Genomic DNA, 15168 nt, shown 5'->3' with positions numbered 1-15168 from the left:
AGGGGCGGATCTCCTTCTGGGGGTGCTCGTGCTGACGCACATATGGCTGTCGTGCGCATGACACATGTGGGGATGGTGGTGCCCCGGTGGGTGCGGGCTCCCCCGCCCGCGCCCACCGGGGCGGCCTTGCTCAGGCCGCGCGCCGGGCCCGGCTGCGGTGGTCGCGGATGATGTCCGCGTACCGGCGGCCGGAGCCCTTGATCGTGCGGACCTGGGTCTCGTAGTCCACGTGGACCAGTCCAAAGCGCTTGTCGTAGCCGTACGCCCACTCGAAGTTGTCGAGCAGCGACCAGGCGAAGTAGCCGGCCAGCGGGGCGCCCTTGCGGGCCGCCGAGGCGCAGGCGGCGAGGTGCTGGACCAGGTAGTCCTGGCGCTCCGGGTCGTCGACGGTGCCGTCGGGGCGGACGACGTCGGGGAACGAGGAGCCGTTCTCGGTGACGTAGATCCTGCGGGGGTCGTACTCCTCGGTGAGGCGGAGCAGCAGGGTCTCGATGCCGGACGCGTCGATCTCCCAGTCCATGCCGGTGCGCGGGACGCCGAGGCGGCGTATGGCGCGGGTGTAGGGGGCGGGACCGTCGGGGGCGTCGGCGACGGTCGCCGGGAAGTAGTAGTTCAGGCCGAGCCAGTCCAGGGGGGCCGCGATGGTCGCCAAGTCGCCCGGCTGCTCCGGGAGTTCGACGCCGTAGGTCTCGACCATGTCGGCCGGGAAGCCGCGGCCGTGGGTCGGGTCGAGCCACCAGCGGTTGACGTGGCCGTCCTGCCGGCGGGCCGCCTGGACGTCCTCGTCGCGGTCGGAGGCGGGGTACACCGTGGAGAGGTTGTTGACGATGCCGACCTGGGCGTCGGGGGCGGCGGCACGGATCGCCTGGGCGGCGAGGCCGTGACCGAGCAGCAGGTGGTAGGAGGCGCGGACGGCGGCCGTTAGATCGGTCCAACCCGGCGCCATCTTGCCTTCGAGGTGGCCGATCCAGGCCGAGCAGGAGGGCTCGTTGAGGGTCGTCCAGTGCGTGACGCGGTCGCCGAGGCGTTCGGCCATGACCGAGGCGTACGCGGCGAAGTGCTCGGCGGTGGCGCGCTCGGGCCAGCCGCCGCGGTCCTGGAGGGCCTGGGGCAGGTCCCAGTGGTAGAGGGTGACGGAGGGGGTGATGCCCGCTTCCAGGAGTCCGTCCACCAACTCGTCGTAGAACGCGAGGCCCTTGGGGTTGGTCGGGCCGTCGCCGCCGGGGATGACGCGGGGCCAGGCGATCGACAACCGGTAGGCGTTGGCGCCGAGTTGACGCATCAGGCCGAGGTCCTCGCGCCAGCGGTGGTAGTGGTCGCAGGCGACGTCGCCGTTGTCGTTGTTCGCGATCTTTCCGGGAGTGTGCGAGAAGGTGTCCCAGATCGACGGCGCGCGTCCGTCCTCGGCGACGGCTCCCTCGATCTGGTACGCCGCGGTGGCCGTGCCCCACAGGAAGTCGTGCGGGAGTGCGGCGAAGTCGATGGTCACTGAAGTCCCTTTACGGTCAGCGGAGTTGGTCGGGTCGGTCACTTGACGGCGCCCGCCGTCAGCCCGGCGACGAGATAGCGCTGCAGCAGCAGGAAGCCGGCGACCACGGGCACGCTGACGACCAGCGAGGCGGCCATGATCTGGTTCCAGTACACGTCGTTGAGCGTGGAGTAGCCCTGGAGTCCGACGGCGAGCGTGCGGGTCGAGTCGTTGGTCATGACGGAGGCGAAGAGGACTTCTCCCCACGCGGTCATGAAGGCGTAGACGGCGACCGCGACGATGCCGGGGATCGCTGCCGGTACGACGACCCGCAGCAGCGCGCCGAGCGGTCCGCAGCCGTCGACCAGCGCCGCCTCGTCCAAGTCCCTTGGCACGGAGTCGAAGTAGCCGATCAGCATCCAGATGGAGAACGGGAGCGAGAACGTCAGATACGTCAGGATCAGGCCGCCGCGCGAGCCGAACAGGGCGATGCCCGTGGCGTTGCCGATGTTGACGTAGAGGAGGAACAGGGGGAGGAGGAAGAGGATGCCGGGGAACATCTGCGTCGACAGGACGGTGACCGTGAAGACGCGCTTGCCGCGGAACTCGTAGCGGCTGACGGCGTACGCGGCGAAGACCGCGATGACCACCGAGCAGACCGTCGCGGCGACGGACACGATCAGCGAGTTCATGAAGTACTTCGCGAGCGGGACCGTCGACCAGATGTCGATGTACGGGCGGATCGTGAGACCGCTCGGCAGCCAGCGGAACTTGCCCGTGACGTCCGAGAGCGGTTTCAGCGAGCTGGAGAGCATGACGTACACGGGCACCAGGACGAAGCCGGCGAGCAGGGTGAGGAAGATCCGCCGCGACCAGAGGAAGGAGCGGGGCGGCGCCATCGGCGACCTGGAGAGCGAGGAGCTAGACATTGGCCGACTTCCTTCCGCGTGAAGTGACCACCAGGTACACGCCGGTGACGACGAGCAGGAACAGGAGCAGCAGGACCGACATCGCCGAGCCGGTGCCGAAGTTCCAGGTGACGAACGAGGCTTGGTAGATGTGCACCGAGATGAGGTCCGCGGCCTCGGGTGCCGACCTGCCGAACAGGACGTACGGGGTGTTGAAGTCGTTGAACGTCCACAGGAACAGCACCAGGACCAGTACCTGGTTGACGGGGCGCAGCGACGGCAGCGTGATGCGGCGGATCTGCTGCAACATGCCGGCGCCGTCGATCGACGCCGCCTCGTACAGCTCCTTGGGGATGTTCTGCAGGCCCGCCATGACGATGAGGAAGGCGAACGGCCAGCCCTTCCACACGTGCACGATGAGCAGCGCGTAGAAGCTGTTGTCGCCGATCAGCCAGAACGACGGCTTGCTGGTGATGTGCAGCTGGTCGTGCAGGACGTGGTTCACCAGGCCGTTGTCGTGCTGGAACATGAAGACCCAGGTGATGACGGCCGCGTAGACCGGCAGCGCGTACGGGATGAGGAAGAGCGCTCTCAAGAGCCCCCGCCCGCGGAAGTTGTCCTGCATGTAGATCGCGGTGACGGTGCCGAGCAGCCAGCAGAAGGCGACCGAGAGCAGGGTGAAGACGACGGTGACGAAGAAGGAGTGGAGCAGCGACTTGCCGACGGGGGCGCTGAAGTCCACCGAGACCTTGTAGTTGCCGAAACCGGTCCAGGGCGCGGTGCCCCAGTCACGGATGTAGAACTGGGTGAGCTCCTTGAAGCTCATGACGATGCCGATGACCATCGGCACCAGGTGGACCAGGAGTTCGAGGAACAGGGCGGGCAGGAGCAGCAGATACGGCAGTCCGATCCGGCGGATCCGGTCGGTACGGCGGCGGCGCGGCCCGGGGGCCGCCGTGGCGGAAGTGTCCTTCCGCTCGGCGGCCTCCGGGGTGACAGTGCTCGTCACAGTCGCACTCACTTCGCCGGCATCTGCTGCTGAGCCTTTTCGAGCTCCGCCTTGACCGACGCGGTCGTCACCGCGCGTCCCGCGGCGGCGTCGGCGAACAGGTCCTTGACGGCCGTGCCGACCGCCGTCTCGAACTGGGACTCGTCGGCGACCTGCGGGAGCGCGGCGGCACTCTTGGCGAGGGTGTCCTTGAGGACGGCGTTCGCGGGGGTGTTGAACGCGGTGTCCTCCTGCGCGGTCTTCACCGGCGGGATGGAGCTGTACGCCGTGTTGAGGATCTTCTGCTCGGCGTCACTCGTCATGAACTTCACGAACTTTGTGGAACCGTCCAAGTTGTTCGTGTTCTTGAAGACGGCCAGGTTGATGCCGGCCACCATCGAGTTGGTCTGCGCGCCGGTGCCCGGGGTGCCGGACTGCACGGGTATCGGCGCGATGCCGTACGAACTCTCGCTCATACCCTGCGACTTGAGGTTGGCGGACGCCGACTGCCACATCAGCATCGCGGTCTTGCCCTTGGCGAAGTCGCTGACGGACTGGTTCTGCGCGTACTCGGCGTTGCCGACCGGGATGACCTTGTCCTTGGCCATCAGGTCGACGTACTGCTTGACCGCGGCCACCACGCCGTCGTTGGTGAAGTCGGCCTTGCCGTCGGCGGTGAAGAAGTCGGCGCCGTGCTGCTTGGCGAAGACGAAGGCGTGGTGGATGTTCTCGGAGACGTTGGCGCCCTCGGCACCGAGCGCCTGCTTGCCCTTCGCCTCGATCTTCTTTCCGTCGGCGACCAACTCGTCCCAGGTGGTGGGCGGTTGGGCGATGCCGGCGTCGGCGAAGATCTGCTTGTTGTAGTAGAGCGCGTACGCCATCGAGTACAGCGGGACGGCGGCCGGGTCCTTGCCCGTGGCGCCGGTGGAGCCGAGCGCGGAGTCGACGAAGCGGTCCTTGCCGCCGATCTTCGCGAAGTTGGCCGTGCTCCACGGGAGGAAGGCCCCGGTGGCCTGCAGCGAGGCGCTCCAGGTGTTGCCGATGTTCAGGACGTCGGGGCCCTGGCCGGACGTCGTCGCCGTGAGGATGCGGTTGAGCAGGTCGGACCAGGGCACGACCTCCAGCTTCACCGTGATGCCGGTCTGCTTCTTGAACTTGTCGAGCTCGGGCTGCAGGACCTTCTTGTCGATCGCGATGCTGGCGCCCTGGTTGGAGGCCCAGTAGGTGAGCGTCTTGGGCGAGTCGTTGGATCCCCCACCCGTGGACGAACCGCCTCCGCAGGCCGTGGCCGCTAGGGCGAGTGACATGGTGACGGCGCCTACGGCCGCGGCTCGGATGCTGCGCATACTCCGGGTGTCCCTTCAGGGAATGCACTCACGACTTAATTTAGGACGTGAGTTAAACCTCGGAAGCCAAAGGCGTCAAGAGTTTGGACGCCACTCGTCGAACTCGGTCGTACCTCTTGACGACCGTGTTCACGGACCTGAAGCATTCCCCCGCGAGAGAGCGCTCCCAACCCCACCGGCGTTCATTTCATGAACAAGGAGAGCCGCGACATGTCCTCAGTTCGACGCAGAACAGTTCTCGGTGCGGCCGCCGCCGCTTCCGCACTGGCCGGCCTGCCCACAGCCGCCTCCGCCGCCCCCTCCACCCCCACCGCGGTGACACCGCGCGCGCTGCCCGGCGGCGGCGATCTCGGCCCCAACGTCATCGTCTTCGACCCGTCCACCGCCGGCATCCAGGCCAGGCTGGACCAGATCTTCGCTCAGCAGGAGACGGCCCAGTTCGGCACGGGCCGCTATCAACTGCTGTTCAAGCCGGGCACGTACAGCGGGCTCAACGCCCAACTCGGCTTCTACACCTCGATCTCCGGGCTCGGCCTCTCCCCCGACGACACCACGATCAACGGTGACATCACGGTCGACGCGGGCTGGTTCAACGGCAACGCCACCCAGAACTTCTGGCGTTCGGCGGAGAACCTCGCGCTCGTGCCCGTCAGCGGGACCAACAGGTGGGCCGTGGCTCAGGCGGCCCCCTTCCGGCGGATGCACGTGCGCGGCAGCCTCAACCTCTCCCCGAACGGCTACGGTTGGGCGAGCGGCGGCTACATCGCCGACAGCCGGATCGACGGCCAGGTCCAGCCGTACTCGCAGCAGCAGTGGTACACCCGCGACAGCGCGATCGGCAGCTGGCTCAACGGCGTCTGGAACATGGTGTTCTCAGGCGTCCAGGGCGCACCGGCGCAGGGCTTCCCGAACCCGGTGTACACCACGCTGGCCACGACCCCGGTCTCCCGCGAGAAGCCCTTCCTGTACCTGAACGGCACCGAGTACCGCGTCTTCCTCCCCGAGAAGCGCACCAACGCGAGCGGCGTGACCTGGGGCAACGGCACACCGCGCGGCACCTCGCTGTCCCTCTCCCAGTTCTACGTCGCGAAGCCGGGCGTCACGGCGGCCACCCTCAACCAGGCGCTCACGCAGGGACTTCACCTCCTGCTGACCCCGGGCATCTACCACCTGGACCAGCCGATCCAGGTCAACCGTGCCAACACCGTTGTCCTGGGCCTGGGTTACGCAACTCTCGTCCCGGACAACGGAGTTACGGCCCTCAAGACCGCCGACGTCGACGGCGTACGGCTCGCGGGTTTCCTGATCGACGCGGGCACGGTCAACTCCAACACCCTGCTGGAAGTCGGCCCCGCGGGCACGACGACGGACCACTCCGCCAACCCGACCACCGTGCAGGACGTGTTCGTCCGGATCGGCGGCGCGGGCGCCGGCAAGGCCACCACCAGCATGGTCATCAACAACCGCCACACCATCGTCGACCACACCTGGCTCTGGCGCGCCGACCACGGCACGGGCATCGGCTGGGACACCAACCGCGCCGACTACGGCCTCCTCGTCAACGGCGCCGACGTCCTGGCCACCGGCCTGTTCGTCGAGCACTTCAACAAGTACGACGTCCAGTGGAACGGCGAGCGGGGCCGCACGATCTTCTTCCAGAACGAGAAGGCGTACGACGCCCCGAACCAGGCGGCCATCCAGAACGGCTCGATCAAGGGGTACGCCGCGTACAAGGTCGGTGACAACGTGACCGTGCACGAGGGCTGGGGCCTGGGCAGCTACTGCTACTACAACGTCGCCCCGACGATCGTCCAGCACAACGGCTTCGCGGCGCCGAACCGTTCGGGCGTGAAGTTCCACGACCTGCTGGTCGTCTCGCTCGGCGGCCAGGGCCAGTACGAACACGTCATCAACGAGACGGGCTCGCCGACTTCGGGCACGTCGACCGTGCCGTCCACGGTGGTCTCGTACCCCTGAGATCCCGGGAGTCCCCGAGACCTCGGGGACCCGTGAGACCCCCGGGAGTCCGTGAGACCCCCGGAGTCCCTCAGTACGTGGCGGGTGCGGGCCGAAGCTCCCCCTTCGGTCCGCACCCGCCACCGTCACCGGACGGTCACCGCACCCGGCGCGGGCGCATACCCCGTCGGCCGGGCCGTGAACGTCCCCCGGCCCTGGGTCCGGCTGCGCAACCGCGTTGCGTAGCCGAAGAGTTCGGCCAGGGGTACGGTCGCCGTGACGATCGCCGAACCCGTGCGGGTCGTCGAGCCGGTGACGCGGCCGCGCCGGGCGGCCAGGTCGCCGAGCACGCCGCCGACCGCGTCCTCGGGCACGGTGACGGTGACCTCGACGACCGGTTCGAGGAGGACCGTCGTGCAGGCGCGCAGGGCTTCGCGCAGGCCCAGGCGGCCGGCCGTGCGGAACGCCTGCTCCGAGGAGTCCTTCACATGGGTCGCCCCGTCGGTCAGCGTGACGCGCAGCCCGGTCACCGGGAAGCCGCCGACCGGCCCCTCGGTGAGGGCGTCACGGCATCCGGCCTCCACCGAGCGGACGTACTCCTGCGGCACCCGCCCGCCGACGACCGCCGAGCGGAACTCGAAGCCGAGGCCGTCGAGCGGCTCGACATCGAGCACCACGTGCGCGAACTGGCCTGATCCTCCGTCCTGTTTGACGTGCCGGTACAGCAGTCCGGACACCCCTCGCACGACCGTCTCCCGGTAAGCGACCCTGGGGCGGCCGACGTTGACCTCCACACCCGTGGCCTGGCGGATCTTCTCCACCGCGACCTCCAGGTGCAGTTCGCCCATGCCGGACAGGACCGTCTGGCCGGTCTCGGCGTCGGTGCGGACGACCAACGACGGGTCCTCCTCGGCCAGTCGGGCCAGTGCCGACGCCAGTCGGTCGGTGTCGGTGCTCCTGCGCGCCTCGACCGCCACGGACACCACCGGGTCGGCGACCGCGGGCGGTTCGAGGACGAGCGGGGCGTCCGGCGCGCACAGGGTCGAGCCGGCGCGGGCCGACTTCAGTCCGACCACGGCGACGATGTCCCCGGCGACCGCCCGGTCCAGGCGTTCGTGCCGGTCGGCCTGCACCCGCAGGATGCGCCCGATCCGCTCGGTGCGCCGCGCGCCCGGGTCCCACACCGTGTCTCCCTTCTCGATCGTGCCCGAATAGATCCGCAGATACGTCAGCCGCCCGGTCGCGGTCGCACTCACCTTGAACGCCAGCGCGGAGAAGGGGAGTTGGGGATCCGCCGCCCGCTCCTGCTCGGCGCCGGTGTCGTCCGATCCCCGTACCGGCGGAACGTCCGACGGCGACGGCAGGTACGCCACTACGGCGTCCAGCAGTGGCTCGATGCCGCGGTTGCGGTAGGCCGAGCCGCACAGGACGACCACACCGTCGCCGGTGCGGGTGAGGTCGCGCAGGGCGGTGCTCAACGTCTCGGCGGACAGGGCCGAGCCGTCGTAGAACTCCTCCAGCGCACCCGCGTGCAGTTCCGCCACGGCTTCCTCCAGCAGCCGTCTGCGCCGCCGCGCCTCCTCCAACAGGTCGTCCGGGACCGGGACTTCCTCGGGTGTGTCGCTGCCGTCGGTCCACACCAGGGCACGCATCCGGAGCAGATCGACGACGCCGGTGAAGCCGTCCTCGGTGCCGATCGGCAACTGCACCACCAGCGGCGCCGGATGGAGCCGTTCGCGGATCGAGGCGACGGCCGTGTCGAGGTCGGCGCCCGCGCGGTCCAGCTTGTTGACGAAGGCGATGCGCGGGACGCCGTACCGGTCGGCCTGGCGCCACACCGACTCGCTCTGCGGCTCCACGCCCGCGACGGCGTCGAACACCGCGATGGCGCCGTCGAGAACCCGCAGGGACCGTTCCACCTCGTCGGCGAAGTCGACATGTCCCGGGGTGTCGATCAGGTTGATCCGGTGACCGTCCCACGCGCAGGTGACGGCCGCGGCGAAGATGGTGATCCCACGGTCGCGCTCCTGCGGGTCGAAGTCGGTGACGGTCGTGCCGTCGTGGACCTCACCGCGCTTGTGCGTGGTGCCGGTGAGGTAGAGGAACCGCTCGGTGACAGTGGTCTTGCCGGCGTCGACGTGGGCGAGGATGCCCAGGTTGCGGACGGCGGAGAGCGGGTTGGTGAGAGGGCGTTCGGTGCGCACGGCCCGTGGCCTTTCGAAAGTGATTTCCGTGCAGGGCGGCGCAATTCCCGTGCGGGAGAGATGAATTGACGGAACGTCAAAAAGCTGTCACGCCACGGGCATCCGGTACCGGCCGCGCAGCGGGCACCGGACGGCCGAAGACACGAGGATCACCTCGTACCGGGAGCGGGGAGCGACGACAGCGGTGCGGTGACGCATAGCCGGGCTCCCCTCACTCGTCAACGGATGTGGCGAGTGTAGGGAAGCCCGGGGTGTGGAGCACGTGGTTTTTCAGGTGCGGGTCAGGTGCAGGTCAGGTGCAGGTGGGGACGCCGTCCAGCCAGGCCGGGCCCTGGATGTAGATGTTGGTCATCCATGCCTTGTAGTCGGGCAGGTAGGCCCAGGCGTCGTTGGTGTAGCCGTCCGCGGTGACGGTCTCCGCGTGCTTCTGGCACTCGACGCGAATGCTGGTCGCATCGGGGAAGGCGTAGACGCGCGTGGCACCGACCGAGGGTGCCGTCTTCGTCCAGACGCCGGTGCCCCAGGTCTGGAAGACATGCCCGGTCACCGCACCGGTGTTGACGCGGACGGCCCCGAAGTAGTCGCCGCCCAGGCGGACATCACTGACCATCAGATGCGTGCCGGACTGCCTGGCCTCGACCATCTTGCCCGCGCCGATGTAGATCGCGATGTGGTGCAGGTCGTCCGAGGTGCCGTAGGCGAGCAGGTCGCCGGGGAGCAGCGGGGCCTCGCCCTGGGCGGGGGTGAAGCGGGCGGCGGCGCGGGTCGTGTAGTACTGCCGGCTCGCGTCGCCGTTGAGGATGTCGGAGCCGGCGGCCTGCGCGTAGGCGTAGCGCACGAGACCCGAGCAGTCGAAGCCGACCCGCGTGCCGTCCTGCTCGCTGGCCGGGTCCTGGCCGTCGGGCTTGCCCAAGGTGGCGCCCGGTTGGTCGCCGTGGCCGCCGCTCCACGTGTACCAGGTGCCCGCGTCGACCTGGGCGCAGGCGGCGGCGATCGCGCTCTGCGCGGCGGCCGAGGCGCCGGGTGCGAGGACGCCGCAGCTGCTCGCGGCCGGGGCGGCGACGGCCGCCGGCGCCCAGAGCAGGAAGGCGAAGAGCCCGATGAGTGTGCCGATGATTCCGGTCCGCCGGAGCATGCCGGGACCCCCGTTCTCTGTGGTCCGAAACTGGTCGTGCACCAGCCTGCCGACCCCGGCCCGGCCGGTCGAGGACCCTGCGTCACCCCACCCCGAAGGGCAACGGGAAACCCTGGGGAAACCCCCTCCCACCAGGGGCACTTGGCCCGCCGCGGTCAGGGCTTCGCGCACGCGGGGGTGAACGACACGGGCAGTCCCGGCATCAGCGACTTGCGCTCCTCGGGACCAATTGCCTTCCGCAGACGGCAGATTCGGGTGAGCCGGTCGCCGAGATCGAGGTCCCACAGTCGTACGGTCCCGTCGTTGCTGCTGCTCGCCAGGGTCCCGCCGTCGGGCGCGAACGCGACGCCCCACACCGCGTTCGTGTGCCCGGTGAGCGTGGCCCACGGCCGCCGCCCGGCCACGTCCCAGAGCCGTACCGTACGGTCGCTGCCGCTGCTCGCGAGGAGGTGGCCGTCCGGCGAGAAGGCGAGGCCGCGCACGGATCCGGTGTGGCCGGTGAGGGAGGCCTCGAAGCGGCGGTGGCGGACGTCCCACAGGCGGACGGTGCCGTCGTTGCTGCTGCTCGCCAGGGTCCGGCCGTCGGGGCTGAAGGTTACGCCCCGCACCGCGCCGGTGTGGCCGGTGAGGGTGGCGAGCGGGCGGTGGGTCGCCGTGTCCCAGAGGCGGACGGTCAGGTCGTCGCCCGCGCTGGCGAGCGTACGGCCGTCGGGACTGTAGGTGACATCGTTGGCAGAGTCCAAGTGGCCCTTGAGGACGGCGAGTTGACGGCGGCCGTGGAGGTCCCAGATGCGGACCGTGCGGTCGGCGCCCGCGGAGGCGAGGGTGCGGCCGTCGGGCGCGAACGCGACCGAGAAGACGTCCCCGGTGTGGCCGGTGAGGGTCGCGAGCGCGCGGTGCGAGCGGACGTCCCACAGCCGGATCGTGCCGTCGGAGCCCGCCGACGCCAGCGTGCGGCCGTCCGGCGAGAACGCCACCGAGAACACGCTCTCGCGGTGGCCCGTGAACGTCGTCACGACCCGGTGCCGGGCCACGTCCCACAGCCGTACGGTGTGGTCCGCGTCGGCGGTCGCCAGGAGCGTTCCGTCCGGGCTGTACGCGGCCTGCGACACCTCGGTGAACGGACGGGCCGTCAGGACCGGTCCACGCAGGTCCCACAGCACCACCGACTGGTCGAAGCCGCCGGTGGCGAGGGTCGTGCCGGTGGAGTTCACGGCGACGGACATCACGTAGTCGGTGTGCCCGGCGAGGATCGCGGCCGGCCGACCGGTGCGCACGTCCCACAGGCGGGTCGTGCCGTCGCCGCCCGCGCTGACGACCGTGCTGCCGTCAGGTGTGTAGGCGACCGCGTTGACGTCGTCGCTGTGTCCGGTCAGCGTCGCCGTGGACCGGTCCGAGGCCACGTCCCACAGGCGTACGGTCCGGTCGACGCCCCCGGAGGCCACGCTCCGCCCGTCCGGCGCGAACGCCACCCCGAGCACTTCGTCGGTGTGCCCCTTGAGCACGGCGAGGGATCGGTCCCGGTCGGTGTCCCACAGGCGTACGGTCCGGTCGGCGCCGCCCGAGGCCAGGGTCCTGCCGTCCGGAGCGTAGGCCAGCGTGTTGACCCGGCCGGTGTGCCCGACGAGCCGCACCTCGGTCGGCTTGTCGCCTGCGATGTCCCAGAGTTGGACCGTTCCATCGTCACCGGCGACCGCCAGCGTACGGCCGCGGGGGTCGAAGGCAAGGGCGCGGGCGCCGGCGGTGCTCGCGGCCAGCAGGGTCCGCACCCGGTGGTCGGCGGTGCCCCAGATCCGTACCGGACCGTCGCTGGACGTCGCCGCGAGAGTGGCCCCGCCGGGGCTGAAGGCGACCGAGCGGACCCGTCCGGGGAGGGTGAGTGTGGCGGTCGTACGGTGATCGGTGGTGCGGCGCAGTTGTACGGTGCCGGACGCGCCGGCCGTCGCGAGGAGCTTGCCGTCCGGTGCGAAGGCGACGGCGTTGACCGGGCCGTGGTGGCCGACGAGGCGGGCGGTGAAGGCCTGGGCCTGGGTGCTGAGGAGGGCGCCGCGGGCCTCGGGGGTGTGGTCGGCGCGGTAGGCCTCCTCGGCGAGGAGCATCGAGGCCTCGGGCTGGCTGCCGGCCAGGGAGGTGGACTGCACGGCGAGGGCCTGGGAACGGGCGACGCGCTCCTGGTCGAGGGCGCTCGCGCGCTGCTGGTAGGCGAGGCCGCCGGCGGTCACCGCGAGGCCCAGCAGGACGGCGAGAGTCGCGAACAGGGCCTGTCGGAACCGAATCTGACGTCTCGCCAGATGCTGACGCGTGTCCTCCTCGGCCTGGCTGGCCTTGAGGAAGGCCTCTTCGCGGGGGCCGAGGCGGCCGCGGCCGTCGAGTTCGTCGGCCCAGGCGCGGACTGTGTCGAGGCGGGTGCCGCGGTAGAGGGCGGACGGGTCGCGGTCCTCGCGCTCCCATTCGGCGGCGGCGTGGGCGAGTTGCTGGTGGAGGAGGAGTCCGGCGCGGTCGGCGTGGATCCAGTCGCGCAGCCGGGGCCAGGCGTGCAGCAGCGCCTCGTGGGTGATCTCGACGGTGTCGCGGTCCACGGTGATCAGCCGGGCCCGGACGAACACGTCGAGGGCGGCCGACGCGGCGTCCGCGTCCGCGAGTTGTTCCATCAGGACGCTCCGACTGGCGCGGCGCCGGGTCGCGACCGTCCCCTCGTCGGACACGTGGACTAGCCGGGACAGGACACGCCGGATGGTCTTCTGCTCGGCCGGGTACAGCTGGGCGAACACGGTCTCGGCGGTGCGGGCGATGGCACCCTGGATGCCGCCCGTGCGCTCGTACCCGGCCACGGTGAGGGTGGTGTCCTCGCGCTGCTGCCAGGTGGCGAGGAGGGCGTGGGAGACGAGGGGCAGGGCGCCGGACGGGGTGTCGTCGGGGGCGTTGGAACGGTCCACGGCGCCCGGTTCGTCGCGCAGGCCGGCGTCGCGCAGGAGAAGGGGGACCAGGCCGGGTTCGAGGGTGACGCCGGCGAGTTCGGCGGGGCGGGTGATGGATGCGCGCAGTTCCGCCACGGACATGGGGAGCAGGACGAACAGTCCGTCGGTGAACACCGGGGCCAGTTCCGGGAGTTCGAGGCAGCGGCCGGTGAAGTCGGCGCGGACGCCGAGCACGACGACGGCGGCGGGGTCCGGGCCGGTGGACAGCGCCCAAAGGACCCGCACGAAGGCCCGTCTCTCGCTCTCGTCGGAGCAGAGGGTGAACAGTTCCTCGAACTGGTCGACCAGCAGCACCGGCAGGACCGGTGGCAGGCGGCGTCCGTCGGGGCCGGGCGGGGCGCCCTCCGAGCGGGCGCGGACCACTTCCAGCAACACCTCAGGGCGGTCGGTCAACTCCTGGGCGGTGAGGTCGAGATCGCTGCCGAGGACCTTCGCCGTCCGTTCGAGGAGTTCGTCCAGCGGATGTGCGGTGGGCGTGAGCGCGACGACGGGCCAGCGCTCGGCGCCGGGCATCGGGAAGCCGCCGGGGCGGCGTAACGCCGGGACGAGACCGGCGTTCAGGAGCGAGGACTTGCCGGCGCCGGACGGGGCGACGAGCAACAGCGGTCCGCCGCCGACGCGTTGGAAGACCCGCTCGACGAGCGCGGCCGTGGCCCGCTCCCGGCCGAAGAACCAGGCCGCGTCCTGCGGGGTGAACGCCGAGAGTCCGCGATACGGACAGGCGGGCGTACTGGCGTCGGCAGCCGCCCCGGCGCCGCGCTCCGCCGGGCCGGTCTCGCGCACCAGCCGGAGCAACTCGCCGTCGGCGCGCAGGATGTGGTCGCACTGGCGGGCCACGTCGACGGTCGCCCGCTTGACGCCGGTCTCGATCTTGCTGAGATAACCCTTGCTGTAGTGCGTCTGACGTGCGAGATCGGCCAGGGACAGGCCGCGCTCCCGGCGCAGCCGTCTCAGCTGTGCGGGAAAGGACGGCGTGGCCTGTGCGGTGCTTCCCGGCTGGTCGGACCGGTCCACGCCCGCGTCGTCGTACTGCTGATCCCCCAAGGCATCCCCCTGGCACTGGCCTGTCCGGATCGTGGGACGGCGGATGCCCAGGTTACTGCGGGGGTCGGACAGGGAGAGAGGACTTCACCCGGAGTGGCGGAAACGGAACTGCCGGGACCGGTGTTGGACCGGTCCCGGCAGTGCTCCCCCGTGGCGAAGGATTCCGCTACGGCCTGTTGAGGGTGATGGAGTTGATGGGCGTGAAGTTGCGGAGGAGGCCGTTGTCCTGGGCGATCGTGTCGGTGCAGTTCGTGCCGTTGGACCCGTTGCACAGGGTCACGGACGCGCCGCCGGTCTGGTTGTTGAGGATCCAGTGCTGGCCGAACTGGTTGCTGAGGTTGTGGGCGCCGTAGCTGTAGTACACGTCGGTCGGGTGCGGGTTGTCCTTCGGGACCACTCCCTCGCCGTAGATGCAGACCGCCCCGGACGGACAGCCGTCCCAGGGGACGCTGCCGGCGGGCTTCGCCTGGGCCGCCCCGCTCATCGCCACCACAGCGATGGTCGCGGTCGCGAACGCGGCGGCGGTGCTCAACATCTTGCGCATGTTTCCCCCTAGTGGGTCTCCTGCGTCGCCGCAGGCCGTGCTTCGTGCTGACGGGGATCAGCCTGCCCCGGGGGTGTTCCGGGGTCGACGGGTTTCCTGTTGCCCGTCGGGGGGACACGTGGGAAACCCGTCGTGAGCAGGGATGTTGTTGACCGGCGGGCAACCGGGTCGCTGCTCTGGGGTGACGCACGGGGAGCGACTGCGGGGAGGCGGCCGGGGTGGACCGGTTCGGCACGTACACGATCGAGCGGGTGCTCGGTGCGGGCGGGATGGGCACCGTCTCCCTCTCCTGCGCCGGGGAGCGTCCCGGGCGAGGTCGCGGAGTTCCTCGCCATGGACCACAAGAACGCCGTCGTCGCCGACGGCCACGGCATCTCGCTCGGCGTCAACGGCAGCCCCGTCGACTTCCCCAGGTATGCCGTCGCCGCAGTCACCCACTCCGAGGCCGGCCGGGGCTACGGGCTCACGGTGGCCGTCCTGCTCACCGACGGCGTGACCCACACCTGCCGGGTCACCACGCGCAGCGAAGCCGAGCTCGACGACTGGATCGACCAACTCACGCTCGTCGTCGAACAGTTCATTCCGCTACGGCCCTGA

10 protein-coding genes are annotated in these 15168 nt (G+C 70.3%); 2 read left to right on the top strand and 8 right to left on the bottom strand.

Annotation, left to right across the window (positions count from 1 at the left end; translation table 11 throughout):
- Nucleotides 1-130 precede the first annotated feature (130 nt).
- Genes OG496_RS45285 through OG496_RS45270 form a run of 4 tightly spaced genes read right to left on the bottom strand, consistent with a single transcriptional unit; the run spans nucleotide 131 to nucleotide 4710 of the window.
- On the bottom strand, nucleotides 131-1489 hold the full coding sequence (locus OG496_RS45285; RefSeq protein WP_393757634.1) for a GH1 family beta-glucosidase: 1359 nt from the start codon (nucleotides 1487-1489) through the stop codon (nucleotides 131-133).
- A 38-nt stretch (nucleotides 1490-1527) separates the two neighbouring features.
- Nucleotides 1528-2367 (bottom strand): carbohydrate ABC transporter permease, encoded by an 840-nt coding sequence (locus OG496_RS45280; RefSeq protein ID WP_366493914.1) that lies wholly within the window; start codon nucleotides 2365-2367, stop codon nucleotides 1528-1530.
- Nucleotides 2368-2389: 22 nt separating this feature from the next.
- Nucleotides 2390-3385 carry a carbohydrate ABC transporter permease gene (locus tag OG496_RS45275; RefSeq protein ID WP_405975010.1) on the bottom strand — a complete coding sequence of 332 codons (996 nt, stop codon included), beginning with the start codon at nucleotides 3383-3385 and terminating at the stop codon, nucleotides 2390-2392.
- Between the two features lie 8 nt (nucleotides 3386-3393).
- The gene (locus OG496_RS45270) at nucleotides 3394-4710 is read right to left on the bottom strand and encodes a sugar ABC transporter substrate-binding protein (RefSeq protein WP_366493577.1); all 1317 of its coding nucleotides are present in this window, start codon (nucleotides 4708-4710) and stop codon (nucleotides 3394-3396) included.
- A 210-nt stretch (nucleotides 4711-4920) separates the two neighbouring features.
- On the opposite strand from OG496_RS45270, the gene OG496_RS45265 reads away from it, so the two are divergent.
- Nucleotides 4921-6687 (top strand): coagulation factor 5/8 type domain-containing protein, encoded by a 1767-nt coding sequence (locus OG496_RS45265; protein ID WP_366493578.1) that lies wholly within the window; start codon nucleotides 4921-4923, stop codon nucleotides 6685-6687.
- Between the two features lie 125 nt (nucleotides 6688-6812).
- Here the strand turns inward: OG496_RS45265 and fusA are convergent, their stop codons facing one another.
- The 4 genes from fusA to OG496_RS45245 all read right to left on the bottom strand — a co-directional run bounded on the left by fusA (nucleotide 6813) and on the right by OG496_RS45245 (nucleotide 14571).
- Complete coding sequence (gene fusA / locus OG496_RS45260) at nucleotides 6813-8870, bottom strand: elongation factor G (RefSeq protein WP_405975009.1); 2058 nt, start codon at nucleotides 8868-8870, stop codon at nucleotides 6813-6815.
- A gap of 292 nt (nucleotides 8871-9162) precedes the next feature.
- Entirely contained in the window at nucleotides 9163-10005 is an 843-nt protein-coding gene (locus OG496_RS45255; protein WP_405975008.1) for a C40 family peptidase, read from the bottom strand.
- A 155-nt stretch (nucleotides 10006-10160) separates the two neighbouring features.
- A complete protein-coding gene (locus OG496_RS45250; protein WP_405975007.1) occupies nucleotides 10161-14027 on the bottom strand; it encodes a helix-turn-helix domain-containing protein in 3867 nt (1288 codons plus the stop codon).
- A gap of 166 nt (nucleotides 14028-14193) precedes the next feature.
- Nucleotides 14194-14571, bottom strand: coding sequence for a hypothetical protein (locus tag OG496_RS45245; protein WP_366493581.1), 378 nt, complete (start codon nucleotides 14569-14571; stop codon nucleotides 14194-14196).
- A 333-nt stretch (nucleotides 14572-14904) separates the two neighbouring features.
- Here OG496_RS45245 and OG496_RS45240 point away from each other — a divergent pair, with 333 nt between their 5' ends.
- Entirely contained in the window at nucleotides 14905-15168 is a 264-nt protein-coding gene (locus tag OG496_RS45240; RefSeq protein ID WP_405975006.1) for a hypothetical protein, read from the top strand.

Source organism: Streptomyces sp. NBC_00988 (genome assembly GCF_045162645.1).
In the GTDB taxonomy this organism is placed as follows: Bacteria; Actinomycetota; Actinomycetes; order Streptomycetales; family Streptomycetaceae; genus Streptomyces.
The sequence above is the reverse complement of the archived record's forward strand: the minus strand, read 5'-3'. Positions and strand labels throughout refer to the sequence as shown.